A 20,080-nucleotide genomic window follows, 5' to 3' on the forward strand; every position below is an offset into this window, starting at 1 on the left:
TATTCCCGAAATCTCAATGATCGTTTCGTACTGGGTAGAAGGTTCAATTATTCGCATAATGCGAGTTCTACACCAGAAGCAGAAATTCCCTACCGATTGATTGTAGTCGGTGGGCAACTAACGCCCGCTTAAGGGGCTGACAACGCTACTACCAAGTTTCCGCATAACACCGTAACCACAAAAATCAACGCATAATAAAAATGCCACGCGTTGGAAGTCCCTCTTGAAGCGTTTGTTATGCTTTATTACCTATTGATTACATTGAACTTTTACAATGTTCATTGGTTAAAGCCACTTTGACTCAAAATGATAAACTTGCCTACTTTCAGCAATCATTGGTGCAGATAAGATCCCAAACAAGTTGAAGCGAATTAGCCTGCGGAATCAAGGAGCAAACAACATCAAAGGAAAAGACCGTTCAGCAACAATCGAACCTTTTGCGTACACAATTTATCAGAGCAGAGTCGGAAAAAAGCGCATAACCACCGATAAACTTGCGCTAACCAAACACTGTCAACAAGTAAGATATTCATGAGATCCCAAACATGCTGAAGCGAAATAGCCGGTGGAATCAATGAGCAAGCAACACCAAAGAAAGAGACCTTTCAGCAAAAATCGAACCTTTTGCGAGCACAATTTATCAGAGCAAAACCCGACAAAAAAACAAAAGCATCGTTCAACTTTCAATAACCACCAAAAAGAACAATAAACTCATAATATCAATAAATTAGAATAGGAAAACTTCCAAATCAGACTGAGTTTTCCCATTAAAATTTATATATTGATTTTGCTGAGGCTCAATAAAGCATAACGCTTATTACACTGAAACATGCCGTCTTTTCTTCCACGCTACCGCCGCCTTTTTAGAGCAAAGGTCGAACAATCGTAACATAATAATCATCTGATTCATCATGTTATACACCATCGCAATGAGAAGCAGATCTAAATAAACGGCAAAATGCCACTTAGTTATTGACAGCCTATAAAACCCACATCACTGTATATAAAAACAGCAAAGGATTTATGTATGAAATCTCAATTTCTGCTTAGCGTCAAGGAATATATGCAAGTCAGGTATTATGCTAACAAAACTATAGAATCTTATATACATTGGATAACGCAATATGTGGTCTTTCATAATAAAACTCACCCTAATCTATTAGGCTCTCGTGATGTCGAACAGTTTTTAACCTACTTAGCTGTTGAAAAAAAAGTAGCAACCAAAACACAATCATTGGCTTTGAATGCACTGAGTTTTTTGTATAGGGAGATCATCAAAGAGCCATTGACACTGGAAATGAAATTCCAAAAATCTCAATTGGAAAGAAAGCTACCGATCGTCATGACGCGAGAAGAAATAAAACGTTTCTTTAATCATGTTGATCCAAAATATCAGCTTCACATCAAACTACTTTATGGTTCAGGACTAAGATTGATGGAATGCGTTCGCTTACGTGTACAAGATATCGATTTTGATTATGGAGCTTTGAGGATATGGCAGGGAAAAGGAGGGAAAAATCGAACAGTAACACTGGCCAAAGAGTTACACCCTTTAATCAAGGAACAAATATCACTAGCAAAACGATACTACGATAAAGATATGGGAACGAAAGGTTATGGTGGCGTATGGTTGCCTAACGCATTAAATAGCAAATATCCGACAGCACCATTCGAATTTCATTGGCATTACTTATTTCCATCTAACGCATTATCGGTTGATCAGGAAAGCAACTTATTACGTCGGCATCATATTAATGAAACCTCATTACAACGAACCGTAAAAAGAGCAGTAAAAGAAGCTGAAATTAAAAAATCAGTATCTTGCCATACGCTAAGACACTCATTTGCGACCCATCTTCTCGAATCAGGAGCTGATATTCGAACGGTACAAGAGCAGCTTGGTCATGCTGACGTCTCAACGACACAAATTTATACTCATGTATTGGATAGAGGAGCAAACGGGGTATTGAGCCCTTTATCTCGCTTATAAAAAAGGAGAGCCTAAGCCCTCCTTTCGATTAAACAGTTAAAACTCTATTACAGAGCAGCTTTCGCTTTCTCAACAAGAACAGAAAATGCTGCTTTGTCGAATACTGCGATATCTGCGAGGATCTTACGATCGATCTCGATAGATGCTTTCTTAAGACCATTGATGAAACGGCTGTAAGATAGACCATTTTGACGAGATGCAGCGTTAATACGTGCGATCCATAGCTGACGGAACTGGCGCTTTTTAGTGCGACGGTCACGGTAAGCGTATTGGCCTGCTTTAGTAACGGCTTGGAAAGCTACGCGGTAAACACGTGAACGTGCACCATAGTAACCTTTAGCTTGTTTTAGAACTTTCTTATGACGTGCACGAGCTTGTACACCACGTTTTACGCGAGGCATTATGTCTCTCCTAAACTAAACGATAAATAAACTAAAAAGAATTAAGCGTATGGCAACATGCGCATAACACCAGCCACTTCACATTTCGGAAGGATTGAGTTAGGGCGTAGTTGACGCTTGTTCTTAGTAGTACGCTTAGTCAGGATGTGACGTTTAGTAGCGTGCTTGTACTTAATACCACCAGCTGTTTTCTTAAAACGCTTAGCAGCACCTTTGTTGGTTTTCATCTTAGGCATGATGAATAACTCCGCATTGTAGTAGTTTAATAACAATGTAATTAGGGCGAATAAAACCCAGCTTTTAATCACTAGGTTTTATTACTTGCAATGCCGTTAATTACTTCTTTTTAGGGGCAAGCATCATGATCATCTGACGTGCTTCAATTCTGCTCGGGAAAGATTCTACTACCGCGATATCAGCCGTATCTTCTTTCAAACGATTCAAAACATCAACACCGATTTCTTGGTGCGCCATCTCACGGCCACGGAAGCGAATAGTTACTTTCACTTTGTTGCCTTCTTCAAGGAAGCTAGTCAGGTTGCGTAGTTTTACCTGATAGTCTCCGATATCAGTTCCAGGACGGAATTTTATTTCCTTAATCTGGACCTGTTTTTGCTTCTTCTTCTGCTCTTTAGCAGCTTTACTCTTTTCAAAGAGGAATTTGCCATAGTCCATCACACGACAAACAGGTGGCTCGGCGTTAGGGCTGATCTCTACAAGATCCATACCAGCTTCTACGGCCGCTTCTAGTGCTTCGCTGATTGATACAACACCAACGGATTCACCATCTGCGCCAGTTAAACGAACTTCACGAACGCCACGAATTTCACCGTTTAAACGGTGCTGGTTTGGTTTGGCCGGCTGTTGGCCACGTCTTCCGCCTTTAATAGTTTATTCCTCCAGATTGAGCTGACGGCTAGAAACTTCGGCTTGGATGTGAGTTATGAAATCATCCAATTTAAATTTACCTAAGTCCTTGCCCTTTCGAGTACGTACTGCAATTTCACCAGCTTCCATTTCTTGGTCGCCACAAACGAGCATATACGGTACACGTTTTAAAGTATGTTCGCGGATTTTAAAGCCTATCTTCTCATTTCTCAAGTCCGCTTTCGCACGAATGCCACATTTTTGTAGCTTTTGTACGACTTCTTGAGCGTAATCAGCCTGTTTATCGGTGATATTGACTACCACGGCTTGTTCAGGAGCTAACCACGTTGGGAAGAAACCCGCATATTCTTCGATAAGAATACCGATAAAGCGCTCAAGAGAACCTAAAATCGCACGGTGAATCATAACCGGGACTAAGCGCTCATTACTTTCACCAACGTAGGTCGCGCCTAAACGTGATGGAAGATTGAAGTCCAATTGAACTGTGCCACATTGCCATGCTCTATCCAAGCAATCATACAAAGTGAATTCAATTTTAGGACCATAAAAAGCACCTTCACCTTCTTGAATCTCATAGGCAATACCCATTGCGTCAAGCGAGTGTTTCAGGGCCTCTTCAGACTTATCCCAAATCTCGTCACTGCCTACTCGTTTTTCAGGACGGGTAGATAGTTTAACCGCAATATTTTCAAAACCAAAGGTGTTATACGTGTCGTACACCATTTTAATGCACGATGTTACTTCTTGTTGAATTTGATCTTCAGTACAGAAAATATGCGCATCATCTTGAGTGAAACCACGCACACGCATAATACCATGTAATGAACCTGAAGGTTCGTTACGATGACACGATCCAAATTCAGCCATGCGCAAGGGTAAATCACGATATGATTTCAAGCCTTGATTAAAGATTTGTACGTGACCTGGGCAGTTCATCGGTTTAATCGCATATTCACGATTTTCGGATGATGTGGTGAACATCGCGTCCGCGTATTTATCCCAGTGACCAGAACGTTCCCATAGAACGCGATCCATCATCAATGGACCTTTCACTTCTTGGTAATCATATTCCGTTAATTTATGACGAATGAAAACTTCTAAATCACGGAAGATAGACCAGCCATTATGATGCCAGAAAACCATCCCCGGCGCTTCTTGCTGCATATGAAAAAGATCAAGCTGTTTACCAATTTTACGATGGTCACGCTTGGCCGCTTCTTCTAAACGAGTTAAATGAGCTTGTAGTGCTTTCTTATCATGAAAAGCCGTGCCATAAACGCGTTGTAACATCTTATTGTCACTGTTACCACGCCAATACGCGCCAGCAACACTGAGCAGTTTAAAATGCTGACAAAAACCCATATGAGGTACGTGTGGACCACGACACATATCGATATATTCTTCGTGATGATAAAGACCAGGGCGATCATCACGAGCAACATTTTCGTCTAAGATTTCGATCTTATAAGGTTCACCACGAGATTCAAAAGTATCCCGAGCTTCCTGCCAACTGACTTTATGCTTAACAACCGCGTATTTGGTTTTAACCAAATCTTTCATTCGCTGTTCGATGCGCTCAAGATCTTCTTGTGAGAGCGAATGATCAAGATCGATATCGTAGTAAAAACCACTATCGATGGTTGGACCGATAGCCATTTTTGCTTGCGGATAAAGCTGCTTAAGAGCATGCCCTAATAAATGCGCGCAAGAGTGACGAACGATTTCTAATCCATCAGCCTCATCTTTAACCGTAATAATTTCAAGGCTTGCATCATGTTCAATCAGATCGCAAGCATCAACACGTCGGCCATCGATACGGCCTGCAATGGTTGCTTTAGCAAGACCAGGACCGATAGATTGAGCGACGTCCATGGTAGAGACAGGGTGATCAAATTGACGCTGACTGCCGTCAGGAAGAGTAATAATAGGCATGAATAATCCTTACAGTGGTGTTGCACACCAAGCAACACGTGTTCAGTACGTTAAAAGTAAACATCGATGGTCACTCGGTAACACGAATACCGGATCATCAACGTTGGACGATTGTACCTAGGTCACATCCTTAATGTAAAGGATGAATGCGAAACCAAATAAATAAGCCCGTAGCATTCCACCACGGGCTTAATATCAGTAGTAATTAAGCTTCGCTAGGGCGACGGCTTGAAGTACTTGGGCGATCACCGCGATAGCTGCTACGGCCATCCGCGCCGCGGTTGCGGTCAAAACGGCGCTCACCTTCACGAGGAGGACGAGAATCACTGCGTGCTGGACGTGGTGCACCATCACGAGCGCCACGGTAACCACCACCATCACGGTTACCTTCTGGACGACGACCACGTGACTCACGGAAGTCATCAAAATCACACACGACTGCACCCACCTCTTTCTGGCGAATGCGTAGCTTACGCAATTTACCCGTCACATCGCTAGACATGCTTTTTGGTAACTGAACAAACGTATGGCCTTGGGCTAATTTAATCGCACCGATAGAACCTTTGGTTAGACCAAGTTCATTAGCTAATGCGCCAACGATATCTTTAACTTGTACACCTTGATCACGGCCAACTTGTAATTGATAAGTATCCCAATCAACATTACGCACGTTATCACGGCTACCAAATTCACGACGACCATCACGGCTGTCTGTACGGCCATCACCCGACTCACGGCGATCACGACGACGAGACTTATCACGCTCAATCGCAGCCAACATTGGGTCTTCACCAGTATAAAACAGTGGACGTTTACCCTGTTGACGTTTAAGTAAAATAGCCGCTAGCGTCGTTGCATCAACCTCTAATGAAGCTTGCAATTTCTCAACCAATTCAGCAAACTTTTCTAGTGCTGCATGATCTTTGTCTGCTTCTAACTCAAGACCTAGCTGAGTTAAGCGCGATTCAGCCACTTTATCACGATGAGGTAGCTGGATCTCTTCCATTGAAGTACGAGTTACTCGTTCAATGGTGCGTAGCATACGAATTTGGTTGGTGCGAACCAGCAAAATCGCTTTACCCTTACGTCCAGCACGACCAGTACGGCCAATACGGTGGATGTAAGATTCAACATCGAATGGAATATCATAGTTGAATACGTGGTTAATACGTGGCACATCAAGGCCACGAGCCACAACATCCGTTGCGACTAAAATATCAATCACACCTTGTTTGATATGATCAACGGTACGCTCACGCAACGATTGAGGAATATCACCGTGCAAAGCTGCGGCTTTAAAGCCACGCGCAATTAACCAATCGGCTAGACGCTCGGTATCTTGACGGGTGCGAACAAACACGATAGAAGCGTCAGTTTCTTCAGTTTCAAGTAGACGAGCCATGGCTTCGTCTTTCTCTACACCTTTAACAACCCAATATTGCTGCTCAACTTTTGCCACAGTTTGGTTTGAACCGGCCACGTCAACACGTGCAGGATCACGCAAAAAGCGGTCAACAATGTCTTTAACAATCGGCGGCATAGTCGCAGAAAATAATACGCGCTGCGCTGTTTCTGGCGATTGCTCCATGATCCATGTGACGTCATCGACGAAGCCCATTTTCAGCATTTCATCAGCTTCATCTAAAACAAAGGTGTGACACTCGTCCAAATGTAGACGTTCACGAGTGATCAAGTCTTTAACACGACCAGGCGTACCAACAATGATATGAGCGCCAGATTTTAAAGCGCGCATTTGATCGACGATGGAGGCGCCACCGTAAATCTCTAATACTTTTAATCCCTTGATATTTTTACCGAGGGTTTTAATTTCCGCGGCAACTTGAATCGCTAACTCACGAGTTGGTGCCATAACAATTGCTTGTGGCTTGTACTGAGTGAGGTCTAGCTTATTCAGAAGCGGTAAAGAGAATGCGGCCGTTTTACCGGTACCGGTTTGCGCTTTACCTAATGCATCACGACCTGCTAATAAAAGAGGTATCGCGGCAGATTGAATTGGGGTTGGAGTAACAAAGCCCATTTCGTTTAGGGCAGAAAGGAGTGTGCTGTTTAGTGCTAAATCACTAAATTGAATAACGGTTTCTTGCATGTGGATCCCACTAAAAGAATAAATAACTAAGGTCCCACGTGCTATACCATTTCCAACCAATCCTAAAAGAAGAGCTGATTCCGTTCAGATGCGGATGAGTCTCAAAAAGCATCAAGCCACTAGGGACATCTAAGGGAGGCGGATTATTCACTAAAAGCATAAAAAAAGCCAGAAAAAATTGAATTTCATCACATATTTTTTCTTAAAGACGACAAAAAACACAATTTGTATGAACTTAACGCACCCTTTGAAGAAACTTTACTCACCACCTCCTACTTCTTGTCAAAATGACAAGGGGCTTTATCTCATCAATCTAGCTTGCCATCTGCACTGATTCTTTAAACCAACAAGATAATCATCAATATATAAGCTCAAAAACAAAACGGATTTTTCCTACACCCACTGTTTCTTTAACTGATATCCAATCATTCATGCTTACCGAATAATGGGCAGGACTTAGCGAAATGGTTGGTCTAATTCCGCATAAAGCAGTGGCAACCTATTATTGAACAGCGTTTTTTAACATATTCGCTGATAAATAAAGAAATAAGAATAAGTCGTTATTATTTTTAAGGATAAGTAATGAAAAAAAATCTGGTCTCTCTTTCCATCATCGCTGCACTCACAATGACAGCCGTGAGCGTTAATGCCGAAACACATTCTGATTCTGCGATCGATCAATCAGGCTGGTGGATCGGTGCTGCGTCTGGCGTGACAACTGCAGATGGAAAATCCATCACTGGTCACAGAGATAAAGCCGTTAGCCCCAAACTTGAATTAGGATACGATGTCAACCAATACTGGGGGGTTTACACCGGTTATGATTATATTCATCGTTTAGGTGTTGATAAGCTACATATCGGATCTTTGGGGGTCAAAGGTCAATATGAGCTTATGGATAACCTCTCTGTATTTGGTAAATTAGGCGCATCCTATATCTATTCTGATATCAGCTCATCCAATATAAAAACAGACACGTTTACTGGTTCAGCAGGCATTGGCCTTGAGTATCAATTGACTAACGCGATTTCAACAAAAGTGGGTTACGACTACTATGATCGCGTACAGGTTAAAGAAGGCCGGAATCCACACCTACACCAGATTTACTGGGGGATGGCGTATAAATTTGGTCAACCAGCAACACCAAAAGTCGTAACTGAGCAAATTGAAGTGATTCAAGAACGTGTCATTGAAGTTCCTGTTCAGGTTGAAGTTGCTAAAGCGGCTCGTACTGATTTCCTACTGCCTTTTGCTTTAGGTAAATCTACGCTTGAAGATCTCTCTTACTTCTATCTCAATGAAGTCGTCGATGTGATGCGAACTAACCCAGCGTTGGTTGCCCATCTAGTCGGTCGTACAGATAGCACTGGTTCTGATGCGATCAATAACAAGATTTCAGCGCAACGTGCTCAAGTGGTTTCTCAATACCTTCAATCTCAAGGTATTGATGCAAAAAGAATTAACGTATCAGCGGTCGCAGATTCTCGTCCTTTAACTCAAGGCAGTGCTGATACCGAACGTTCAGTACAGATCATTCTTAAATAGACCTCATGCCCTCTCCTCGGAGAGGGCATTATCCGCACTACCCCATCCTATGGTTGAATATCGTCCAACTCTTAATTCGTCACTTTTCTAAACTGTAAGCTACCCAACTCAAGCAAAAGAGCACGCTATACTTTTATCTTATTGCCAAGTACCATGTAGACCATGGCAGATTGACAAAACTTCCCCACGAATAAACCACCTATTTAACATTCACAGAATCGCTTTTAGGCAGTGACAGGGAACCCAATCGCACTTTAAGAATTAAAGGGTTACAATTAAACATGTTTCAAGACAATCCACTTCTTGCTCAACTCAAACAACAAATTCAAGAAAACCTACCCAAAAAAGAAGGTCAGATTAAATCGACCGAAAAAGGCTTTGGCTTTCTTGAAATAGATAGCAAAAACAGTGTCTTTATCCCACCACCTTATATGAAAAAATGCCTACACGGTGATAAAGTCATGGCAATCATTCGCACCGAAAATGAGCGTGAAGTTGCTGAACCACAAGAATTGTTAGAGCCGTCATTAACGCGTTTTATTGGCCGTATAAAAATTCATAAAGGTAAAATAAACGTTGTCCCTGATCATCCGCAACTGAAGAAACTCCCCCTGCGAGCCAAAACTCAAAAAGGCATTAATCCACAAGAAATGCAGGAAGGTGATTGGGTCGTCGCGAAGTTAATCGGTCATCCACTCAAAGGCGATACTGGTTTTTTGGTTGAAATCACTCAAAAAATTACCGATGCTGAGGATAAAATTGCCCCATGGTGGGTTACCTTAGCAGAAAATGATTTACCCAACTGTGAACCTCCCGGTTTGGAGCATTGGTCACTGAACGATGATTCTGCTTTGCAGCGTATCGATTTAACCCATGTACCGTTTGTAACTATCGATGGCAAATCAACCAAAGACATGGACGATGCGTTATACGCGATTCAGCGCCAAGATGGCGGATTTGATGTCACGATAGCGATAGCCGATCCCACTGCGTATATAACCGCTAATGACAGTATGGATAACGTCGCACGCGAGCGTGGATTTACTATCTATCTTCCTGGGCGCAATATTCCTATGTTACCGCGGGAATTAGCGGATAATCTTTGCTCACTGATCGAAAATGAAACTCGCCCAGCTCTGTGCTGTACCTTAACGGTCGATAAAGACGGCGTGATTAATAGTGAGAGTATTCGTTTTTTTGCAGCTTATATCCGATCACAAGCACGTCTTATCTATAATGAAGTATCAGACTGGTTAGAAACCGGTGAATCTCAATGGCAACCAAGTTCTGAAATTGCGCAAGTTGTCCGGGATCTGTATGCCTTTTCTCAAGCTCGTGCCCAATGGCGTGAAACTCATGCGGTGGTATTCCCAGAAAGGCCAGATTATCGCTTTGAACTCAGCGAAGATAATGATGTTATTGCTATTCACGCCGATAAGCGTCGTAGCGCGAATCGCCTCGTTGAAGAAGCGATGATCACCGCCAATATTTGCGCAGGTAAAATACTACAATCGTCTTTTTCAACGGGCGTATTTAACACTCATGCCGGGTTTAAAAACGATAAAATTACCGATGTTATTGCGCTTATCAAAGAACACGGCGCTGAGTTTGATGAAGCTTCACTGACCAGTCTAGAAGGATTTTCTGCCTTACGACGCTGGTTGGCCAGCCAACCGACCGCTTATCTGGATAATCGCCTACGTAAATGGCAAAGCTACAGTGAAATTGGCAATCAGCCTTTGCCTCATTTCGCAATGGGGCTGGATATCTATGCGACATGGACATCACCGATCCGTAAGTATGGTGATATGGTGAACCATCGTCTGTTAAAAGCCCATATTCTCGGTAAAGATCCCGAACAATGGCCTGATGAGCAATTGGGTGAAGAGCTAGCCATTCACCGTAAGCATCATAAAATAGCCGAGAGAAATGTTGCCGACTGGCTCTATACACGCACTCTTGCCGAAGAGCCGAGCAAACAGACCCGCTTTACTGCTGAAATTTTTGATATTAACCGAGCGGGTATGCGAGTTCGCTTACTCGAAAATGGCGCAAGTGCTTTCATTCCGGCCACACTCATTGTCGACAATAAAGAGCGAATCGTCTGCCATAGTGAGCAAGGCGTCTTAGCGATTGATGATCAGCCTACCTATCGACTCGCTGATACATTAGAAGTCGTCTTAACCGAGGTTAATCAAGACAATCGGAGTATTGTTGCGAAACCAACCCAAACCTTTGCTGAGCTAGCAACGCTGACCGATGACACCGGCGCCGAATCAGTCTAAAAAACAAATCGGTATAAAAACTAAGGGGAAGCATCGGCTTCCCCTTTTTATCACTGTCATACAGGTAGAATTAAAAGTGCAGTTGAATGACCGAAACCACCACGCATGCTGGGCGACGTACGCCTTCTATTTCTACTTTGATTTCGCGTTCAATCTCTAAACCTTTTTTCACTGGCGTCACTTTGAGTAAAGTACTGACAGCGCGAAGACGATTCCCTGCTTTGACTGGATAAGGGAATCGCACTGAATTCAAACCAATATTGACAACCATTTTCGCGGTCGGAAAAAGCGGTTGATTGGCATCAACGCTATCGGTCAGTTTTGGTAACAGAGATAAGGTTAAAAAACCATGGGCAATAGTGGTTTTAAATGGAGACTCTACAGCGGCTCGCTCTGGATCGGTATGAATCCACTGCTGATCCTCGGTAACGTCAGCAAATTGATTAATGCGCTGTTGATCGACGGCTAACCACTGCCCAGTGTGGATAACTTCACCTAACTTATCCGTCAATTCATGATAAAGCGCCTGTGCTTCTGGTTTTAAAACGATTTCAGCGGGCAACTGAGTATCTTCATTCGCTGGCTGATGAAACTCTTTCACCCACGAAAAAAGCTGACGACTGTTCGCTCTATCTAAAAAACCATCCCAGTACTCACGTACCACTGGCGACATCCATTGCTTAAATTCCGTAGTCTTGACTAAATTTTCAGCACGATGCTTTAAAAGATCGCTCACTTTCATCAGAACCTCATTCCTAACAAAGAAACACTGCTAATTCGTTAATTTTGAGACACTTCACACTAATCCGCAAACACTTTCGAGCGCACACCTGTATGCTATAGCCTGTTTATTATTAATAAACAAACACTTATCAATAAAACATTATTTTATTAGCAACCTCAACCTAGAGTAAATACTTCATCTTGATCCCCATTAACCTATTCGCGTAGATAATGTTTTCAAAAATGTAGGCTCTATCTCTTTTATCCCTTCCGATAACCAAAAACCGTTTCCTTCAGTGACCGCAAATAAAAGGTTTTTCCGCAGTGCTTCTCTGTTTTTCAGTTTGTTATTTTGAAAATGAAACTGTTGTATCTTCTCATACAACAGATCCGCTAACTGTTTCGTTTGCTCATTCGTCAACGTTACTCGACATAAGCCAAGCTGAGGAATATGGCAGTTAGTGAAAACATCCTGCTTTAACTTGCTCGTAAACAGTTGATCCAGTTTTGAACCTTCATGAAATGAGTAGTAAGGAGGCGTCAGATAATTGATCCCCGAGTTGTGCGGCTTAATCTCAATCAGCCCCATTATCTCTAATGCCCGCAAATAAACATAGACACTTTGATCGGAAAGCTGGTTTTCCTGTTTGACATGTTCAACGGGTTTGCCCTTTACTCGAATTTCGTTAAAGAAGTCATAAAGAAACGGATATTCAAAGAAAAGCTCATCTCGCTTTTCGCCACTTAAATCCAAAGTATCAGTATGAATTTCACCCGCTAAGCGAACCAACTCTTCAAGGTTAGTATCCAGTATTGAAGCGTATTCAAGCAGTTTATCGAGACTGATTGATTGACTATGAAAATGGCGTTTCAGTGTTGATACCGGAACATTAATTCTCTCCGACAACTCGCTATAAGTGACATTTTTCTCTTTTAATTTTTGGCGTAATGCTTGCAGTAATAAATTGGCGCAGAAACTCATACAACATCCTTGCTTATGTGGTGCGACATTGGCACCTGCTTATTTTTATCGGCTGATCCGACCTGTCGGCAGTTAAGCACAATAGCTTATTTATATTCTGCGGTTCAATAGCTCAATAGATGAAACTTTACGGTATCAATAAATAACACCCCACAAATCACTCCCAAAAATAGATTGCTTGAATTAAGTCAGTTGAGTTACAAGCATGTTAAACAAATATAACAGTCACATGAATCGGTATCACTAAGGAATGGTTTAACTCACATTGATGAGTAACGACTGGTGAAATACACATGATGAACTGCCACACAACACACATTGCAACATGGAAGTTAATACATGCAAATCTACTCTTCACCACTGATAGTGATGCTATCGTCATTGCTGATGATCAGTCATCAAGCCGTTGCCAACACACAACCTTTTGTTTACCCACAAGAGTCAGAATCGGAATCTGAGCAAAGCGCTGATTTTGTACCCAGCTATGCAGCCAGTTTAACTTTTGGTTATGATTCAAATATTTACAACAAAAATGATTACCGTTCAGAACGTAAGCTATGGTGGAACAGTACACTCAGCCATACCTTTGCTCCTCATTATTCAGTTTCACTTTCAACTGGCGCTTATCGTCCATTACAGCAAGAGCGCGGTGATTTTTTTACTGACACGGCTCTCGCTTTACATCGACAGTCTCAATTTACTTTTGGTGAAACGGGACGTATTGGCTGGCAAGCTCAATTCACCCTGCCAACATCAGAGTTTTCACGTAAAGACAAACTGACGACCGCCTTAAGGTTATCAACCCCTATCCAATGGCAAGCGGTCAATATAGATTGGCAATTTACACCTCGCTTACGCAAAAATTTCCACCGCTATGAAACCATGGGCGAGCGTTCGCTAACCGAATGGATTTACGGTTTTCACTTTCTTGGCAGTTACCAGTGGCGCGATTTTACTCTCAGCAGTTCAGTGCTGGGAGGCAATACCATTAGCTACGCTGGTACACGACGTAATTCATTCGATTATGCAGGCGATGTCAATCTCAGTTACCGCGTAAACCAACATGTGGCGTTTAATGTCGGAGCCTCAAACTCCGGTGTTTATTACGATGCCGCACAGGGTACCTTGGGGAACATCGATCTTTTTGATGCAGATAGAGTGATTTACTCCGCCAGTATCAGTTTGAACTATTAACAAACACCACTCGATTTATAACAAACCATCACACATTCATTGCTTTCATCGGCATAACCCATCATGGGTCATTATTATCCGTTCAATAATGACTCATTGTCTGTGCTTGATGAATCGGTCGATGTGTACGAGTAAATAAACACAACAAACATAGGTAGCAATACGATGAGAAGACTCTTGTTAGCATCGTCGATTACCGTCATTTTGGCGGGATGTGGCGCAGATAAACAATCTTATGACACGCTTCCCCGTGATATCAAAGAAATCGCGGTAAAAGATCTTAAAACAGAAGGTCGCTGGTTTTACGTTCCAACCACTGGTGCCGCTCCGCGCTTTGCGATTAATCAGTTTCCTTTTTTACAAGGTATGCCGCGTTATGCTGAGCTATGTTTTAGCGAGCGAGGCCTTGAAGTACGAAATTTTGATAGAAATTATCCAAACAGCAATTTGCCAAAAGATCAAAATGGTTTTTGCATTAATCAACCTCAAAATTCGGTTGGTATGGATACACTCACCAACTTCTCCCATATTTTAACCATTCCAGGAGATTTTGCCGCCTACCGCTGTAATGAAGATCGTTATGGTGACTGTACCAATAAAGAAGAAAAAAATACCGATGCAGATCTCCCTTTTCGAGCCAATACCCACTTCACGCCTAAACCAGAAGGTTTATTAGTTGCTGAGTTAAATTGGGAAGACTTTTATGGCATCCGCGATGGTATTTCTGAAGTTGGCAATGCAGAGCTGATCTCTTGGCAATTTGACCCAGCTGACGGGGTGCTTAACTTTGAAATTGAGCGTACTTTCCAAATCGACAAAAGTAAAATCGGCTCTTTCATTAACTGGAGTACCCGAGCTGGCTTACGGGATGCTATTGAAGATGGCGCGTTTAAGTCTCGTTTTCATTACTCATTAGTCCATGAAAGCCAATTGGCTGCTGCTGATTATCAGCCAATACCTTATGCTGTAAAAGATGAAAATGATATCGGCTTTTTTACTACATCATCGAAGGTACTAAACCCAATTACTAACCGTTATGACCGTACAGTCACGTATCTTAACCGTTTTAATCCTAATGCTCCGATCGAATATTACTTAAGTGATAGTTTCTTTGATCCAAAAAACAAACTGTTTTTAGATTCAACCCTAGAAACCATTGACTTAATGAATAAAACCTTGCAACTCATTGAGCCAGATTCAGGCAAACCTGACATCACCATAGTCAACCGTAGCAAACCGATGAATATCCATCCAGGTGACTTACGCTATAACGTGATTAACCTTATTGATGAACCTTTAGCCAATGGCCTGTTAGGTTACGGACCATCGGTCAGCCATCCTTTAACAGGAGAAATCGTCAAAGCTCATGTTAACCAATACTCAGGTGTAGCGCGCGCTGGTGTGCCTATGTATTGGAACAATTTGGTACGTTTTTATAATCGTGGCCAACTAGAAAAAAGCTTAACTGATCGTAAAACCATAGAGCAAGCAACTCAAAATAGTCAACTCGCTATTTCACAAGAGCTTGAAACACGTTTAGCGCAACAAACCGCACTACAACTTGATGCTTCACGTCAACGCGTCGATGTTAATGGCGTTTACATTAACCCACATGATAGCGATTTACATACCACTCAATATAAACAGAAACAAACTCTCCCTGAATCGCCATTTAATATACTGGATGAAGATTTAACGTTCGATGAGCTTATTCAAGCAGAAGAGAGTCGCTTAGCTTCCTGGTCGGAAAATAATATCTACCCTGTTGAGGCGAGTTGGGTTTCTGCTACTTCTAAAACTTTACTGGATAACTTACCACTAGCAGATGAAGGCTTTTACCATACGATCGCAAACGAAGATGGTAAACAAGTTCGTCAATTAAAACGTTGGTCTGAGTTACCAAAAGATCTTCAACAGCAAGCCGCTGATGCCATTACCGTCACCACCTATGCAACGACACTGGTGCACGAAATCGGTCATAACTTAGGTTTAAGACATAACTTTAAGGGCTCTAACGACAGTGATAATTTCTATACTGCTGAAGAAGCTTTTGAATTAGGCTTAAACAATATCCCAGCCTACAGTTCAATCATGGATTATGCGCCCAGTATGTTGGACCAATTGCCGACTTGGGGTAAGTATGATCTAGCGGCGTTTAAGTTTGCCTATGGACGTAAGGTGGATGTTAAAGCTCCAGAAATTGCTCAAGCCCTGTTTTTAAATGATAACACCGAGCAAGCATCAAGCCTGATTGACTGTACTTTAAGTGCCAGTAACACACTCTACACCTGTGATTTATCTAAATTTGATAAGCAACATTATCAAGCGAGCCAATATGGAGAACATCACGAAAAGTTTGAATACGTGCGATATGGAGCGCTGCATTATATTAACGAGCTAACCAAAGCAAACAACATACAAGATGTGACCGCTTTCCCTTATCAGTTCTGTACCGATGGAAATGTCGCATTAAACAGCGATTGTAACCGCTTTGATGAAGGCACCAACTTAACTGAAATCGTTCAATATTCTTGGCAACGTTATCTTGATGGTTATGATACTCGTAATGCAGGTGTCAATGGTGTGACCAGCTTATTTAATAGCGATTATCCACGTTACATCATGAATCGCGCTAGAGAGATGAACCAAATTCGGGAAATGCTAGAAGATTTAGAAAGTATTGATTATCGCTTGCAGCGTTTTGCTCCAGCAGGAGCGAAACCTACTGATTTTATCGCCAGTTATTGTGCAATTGAAGATAATAAAGATGCTTGGTTCTGTGATCGTTCACAAGCCGCACAATTGGCAGCTCAATTCTTCTTAGATGTTCTAAGAACGCCTGAACATCAGTGTGTTATCAGAAATACTGCTGGTACTTCTCGCGTTGAATCTTTCGGAGTCATGCTCAATGCAGCGTCGCATCTAATCCCAGTGAATTACGACATTACTAATGCGTCATGTTTTGATTCTGTTGGTAAACAAGTCATTAGCAGCTATGCGTCTGGTTTTTCTCCGATTGCTGAAACGGAAAATGGGCGTTTCATTAACTCAATCAATAGTTTTGATCCAGATGCACCATGGTCAAACGCCGTCTCTGTTTTAGGGATTTGGCCAGATAAATTAATTGCCAGCCAAATGTTAGCTCGCCGCTATAGTCTGCGTAATACAAATGAAGTGAGTTTTGCTAACTTACTTGATTTACCTGGTGTAAAAGCTCAATTTGACGAAATCATGCTCAACCTTGTTGCTAAAGAGCAACTACTAGAGCCTGTGCGCTTAATTGATGCCCAAGGTCAGGCGTTTAACTTACCTGCCAATAGTAGTGTGACGGTCAACTTACATAAAACAGAACTGATTGAGTCTTTACCTTTTATGACTCCAGGCCTAGCTCGTAGCCTTAATATTTCAATATTCCGCCGTCAGAATTTAGCGGAAGCTATGCTATCTATCGCGGCAGGGAATATGCACACCAATGATTGGGTGCTGCGTTCTCGAGCCACTGCTCAAGCCGATAGTTGGACTAAACAATTGCCACATTTACGCATGAGTAATGAAGGTATTGACTTTGATATTGATGGTAAAACCTACGTTGCCACCAAATCGAATACCATTGCTCAACGATTTGCGAAAAAAATGGTTAATAGTGAGGGTTACGAGCTGAAATTAGTCTTAGATCGAATCGATAATGACATTATCCTTAACCAAGTTGAAAAAATTGAAGCCGCTTGGCAAGGGATCTTGACCAGTATAGATCCAATGTTCCACAGCCCAATAGCAGCGCTCAATCCAGCATTAATTGAAATCTTTTATCAAGCTGAACAAGCTGAAGATGAAACAGTTGCAGGCATGTTCTTGAGATCATTGCTAACAGCAACTGAAACTGAGGTGTTACAAGGCATTGGTAATGCAGATAAAGATGGATTTTATGACCAGTACCAAAATATGACTAACGATAATACATTCGACCTAATGGAGTTATTTACTATTTTCCAACGCAGTCGAACTTTCTATAACTCACCTTTTGTCGAGCAATTTCTTCCTGCTCTTCAGCAGGTATACGCTGGTCATCAAACAGCAAAAGCTGATGAAAAATGGTTTTGGACCACTGACTTTTACCTATTAAATGCATATATCAAAGGTGATCTCGATCAGCTCTTAGGCCAAAACCTTAGAGTGTTAGACTCCTTACCTGTCGCTGGATGGCGATAAGGATAAACTAGCACGCTAATATTTAAGCCTCTTCGCTCATTTTTTGAGCCGAGAGGCATTAAATCTAGACACAGATTCAATCATTCTCTTGGCATCAATGCCTTTTATTGAATGAAAGAAACAAATATGCAACATTACCCATTGATAATTACACATGGAGCCGTGATGATGAAAAAAACACTCTTAGCGGTCGCTTTAAGCAGCAGTTTGCTTAGTGCGGCAACCATCGCCAATGATCTTTCGTTGGGCATTACTCAATTCCCAAGTAACTTACATCCTGTGATTGATTCAATGACAGCCAATTCGCTGATTATGGGGACCGCCTTTCGTGACATGGTCGCTTACAACCATGATTGGCAAAGTTTCTGTATGTTATGTACAGAAACCCCTGCTTTGGATAATGGACGTGCGGAAAAATACACCAGAGAAGATGGTACACTCGGTATCAAACTTACCGTTGAGCTCAAAGACGATTTATATTGGGGAGATGGTACCCCCATCACCACCAAAGATGTGCTCCTGTCTCATGCCGTTCTGACCGATCCAAATGTCAAAGGCATTCCCGGTTTAGAAAGCAACCGAATCATGGAGAAAGTGGTGGCTTTGGATGACAAGACCTTCGAGGTCTATCTTAATAAAGCGCACTTTAAGTACCGTGATTATGTTCCGTCTGTGCTCCCTGCTCACCTAGAAGAAGCGATCTATCGCGAAGATCCTACAACGTATGATCGTCGAACGCTGTACGTTACCCAGCCCACGCATCCTGGTTTATACAATGGCCCTTTTCGCATCACGCAAATTTCACAAGGTAGCTTTATCACCTTAGAGCGTAACTCGCATTGGAAAGGTCAAGCGCCGGATTTTAATCGCCTGATCTTTAAAGTCGTCGAAAACACGGCAGCGCTTGAGGCGCATTTGTTATCAGGTTCTGTCGACTACGTTCCGGGTGAGCTGGGCTTTTCGATTGAACAAGCCTTACAATTTGAAAAGCGTCACGCGAATCGCTTTACGGTCGAATACGCGCCAGGACTACTCTACGAACATCTTGATACTCAAATGGATAATCCGCATCTCGCCATTCGTGAAGTACGTCAAGCGCTGATGTACGGCATGAACCGAGAAGAGCTGGTCAATCGTCTATTTGAAGGACGTCAACCCGTTGCTCACAGTAACGTTCATCCACTCGATGTCACTTTCTTTGATGGGGTACATCAATACCAATACGATCCGGTCAAAGCTCGCCAATTGCTTGAAAAAGCGGGCTACACGCTGCGTAACAATGTCATGGTTGATAAAGAAGGTCGTCCACTCCAGTTAGAATTAATGACTACCGCCGGTAACCGCTCTCGTGAATTGGTCCAGCAAGTTTTGCAATCACAATGGCGACAAATTGGCGTACGCGTACAAATTAATAACCAACCCGCTCGCGTCTTTTTTGGTGAAACGCTTAATCAACGTAAACATCAAGCACTCGCGATGTTTGCTTGGGCGTCAGCACCAGAAAGCCCGCCATTAACTACGCTTCATTCAGCGCAGATCCCATCGGCACAAAATAGTTGGGCTGGACAAAACTACATCGGTTATAGCAACCCTGATATGGATGCGTTACTCGAAAAAATTGAAGTGGAGCTCGATGATGAAGCTCGACATCAACTGTTCCACAAAATGCAGTCACTTTACGCTGAAGACTTACCCGCGTTACCTCTTTACTTCCGCTCTGATAGTTATGTGATGCCAAAGTGGCTAAAAGGCGTGCGCCCAACGGGTCATAAATACCCCTCTACCTTGTGGGTAGAAGAATGGCGTAAAGATGGGGCATAAACC

At 42.4% G+C, this 20,080-nt stretch carries 13 protein-coding genes and 1 pseudogene; 7 read left to right on the top strand and 7 right to left on the bottom strand.

The features are described 5' to 3' along the window. Positions 1–100: pseudogene (locus tag FKQ60_RS04380) on the top strand (type II toxin-antitoxin system RelE/ParE family toxin); the annotation flags it as partial. Between the two features lie 927 nt (positions 101–1,027). Further along, positions 1,028–1,990, top strand: coding sequence for an integron integrase (locus FKQ60_RS04390; RefSeq protein ID WP_170906078.1), 963 nt, complete (start codon positions 1,028–1,030; stop codon positions 1,988–1,990). Positions 1,991–2,037: 47 nt separating this feature from the next. Here the strand turns inward: FKQ60_RS04390 and rplT are convergent, their stop codons facing one another. From rplT to FKQ60_RS04415, 5 genes are all read right to left on the bottom strand, one after another. Next, a complete protein-coding gene (gene rplT / locus FKQ60_RS04395; protein WP_004397165.1) occupies positions 2,038–2,391 on the bottom strand; it encodes a 50S ribosomal protein L20 in 354 nt (117 codons plus the stop codon). 41 nt (positions 2,392–2,432) lie between these two features. Beyond that, entirely contained in the window at positions 2,433–2,627 is a 195-nt protein-coding gene (gene rpmI / locus FKQ60_RS04400; RefSeq protein ID WP_004397162.1) for a 50S ribosomal protein L35, read from the bottom strand. 100 nt (positions 2,628–2,727) lie between these two features. After that, complete coding sequence (gene infC, locus FKQ60_RS04405; RefSeq protein WP_083797783.1) at positions 2,728–3,279, bottom strand: translation initiation factor IF-3; 552 nt, start codon at positions 3,277–3,279, stop codon at positions 2,728–2,730. 3 nt (positions 3,280–3,282) lie between these two features. After that, positions 3,283–5,211 carry a threonine--tRNA ligase gene (gene thrS, locus FKQ60_RS04410; protein WP_004397152.1) on the bottom strand — a complete coding sequence of 643 codons (1,929 nt, stop codon included), beginning with the start codon at positions 5,209–5,211 and terminating at the stop codon, positions 3,283–3,285. 205 nt (positions 5,212–5,416) lie between these two features. Further along, positions 5,417–7,318 (bottom strand): DEAD/DEAH box helicase, encoded by a 1,902-nt coding sequence (locus tag FKQ60_RS04415; RefSeq protein ID WP_004397151.1) that lies wholly within the window; start codon positions 7,316–7,318, stop codon positions 5,417–5,419. Between the two features lie 582 nt (positions 7,319–7,900). Between FKQ60_RS04415 and FKQ60_RS04420 the strand changes: the two genes are divergently transcribed. Beyond that, positions 7,901–8,863, top strand: coding sequence for an OmpA family protein (locus FKQ60_RS04420; RefSeq protein ID WP_170906079.1), 963 nt, complete (start codon positions 7,901–7,903; stop codon positions 8,861–8,863). A gap of 281 nt (positions 8,864–9,144) precedes the next feature. Continuing rightward, positions 9,145–11,148, top strand: a complete 2,004-nt coding sequence (gene rnb, locus FKQ60_RS04425) for an exoribonuclease II (protein ID WP_170906080.1) — start codon at positions 9,145–9,147, stop codon at positions 11,146–11,148. Between the two features lie 70 nt (positions 11,149–11,218). Here the strand turns inward: rnb and FKQ60_RS04430 are convergent, their stop codons facing one another. Together FKQ60_RS04430 and FKQ60_RS04435 are read right to left on the bottom strand one after the other, a co-directional pair. Then, the gene (locus tag FKQ60_RS04430) at positions 11,219–11,890 is read right to left on the bottom strand and encodes a MaoC family dehydratase (RefSeq protein ID WP_154170954.1); all 672 of its coding nucleotides are present in this window, start codon (positions 11,888–11,890) and stop codon (positions 11,219–11,221) included. 192 nt (positions 11,891–12,082) lie between these two features. Beyond that, positions 12,083–12,853: a helix-turn-helix transcriptional regulator gene (locus FKQ60_RS04435; protein WP_170904359.1), complete on the bottom strand. Its 771-nt coding sequence runs from the start codon at positions 12,851–12,853 to the stop codon at positions 12,083–12,085. Between the two features lie 339 nt (positions 12,854–13,192). Between FKQ60_RS04435 and FKQ60_RS04440 the strand changes: the two genes are divergently transcribed. The 3 genes from FKQ60_RS04440 to FKQ60_RS04450 all read left to right on the top strand — a co-directional run bounded on the left by FKQ60_RS04440 (position 13,193) and on the right by FKQ60_RS04450 (position 20,077). Then, on the top strand, positions 13,193–14,047 hold the full coding sequence (locus tag FKQ60_RS04440) for a hypothetical protein (protein ID WP_170906081.1): 855 nt from the start codon (positions 13,193–13,195) through the stop codon (positions 14,045–14,047). A gap of 165 nt (positions 14,048–14,212) precedes the next feature. Beyond that, complete coding sequence (locus tag FKQ60_RS04445) at positions 14,213–18,256, top strand: zinc-dependent metalloprotease (protein ID WP_170906082.1); 4,044 nt, start codon at positions 14,213–14,215, stop codon at positions 18,254–18,256. Positions 18,257–18,424: 168 nt separating this feature from the next. Beyond that, the gene (locus tag FKQ60_RS04450) at positions 18,425–20,077 is read left to right on the top strand and encodes a peptide ABC transporter substrate-binding protein (RefSeq protein ID WP_170906083.1); all 1,653 of its coding nucleotides are present in this window, start codon (positions 18,425–18,427) and stop codon (positions 20,075–20,077) included. Positions 20,078–20,080 lie beyond the last annotated feature (3 nt).

This window comes from Vibrio sp. A11 (genome assembly GCF_013048705.1).
GTDB classification, from domain to species: domain Bacteria; phylum Pseudomonadota; class Gammaproteobacteria; order Enterobacterales; family Vibrionaceae; genus Vibrio; species Vibrio metschnikovii.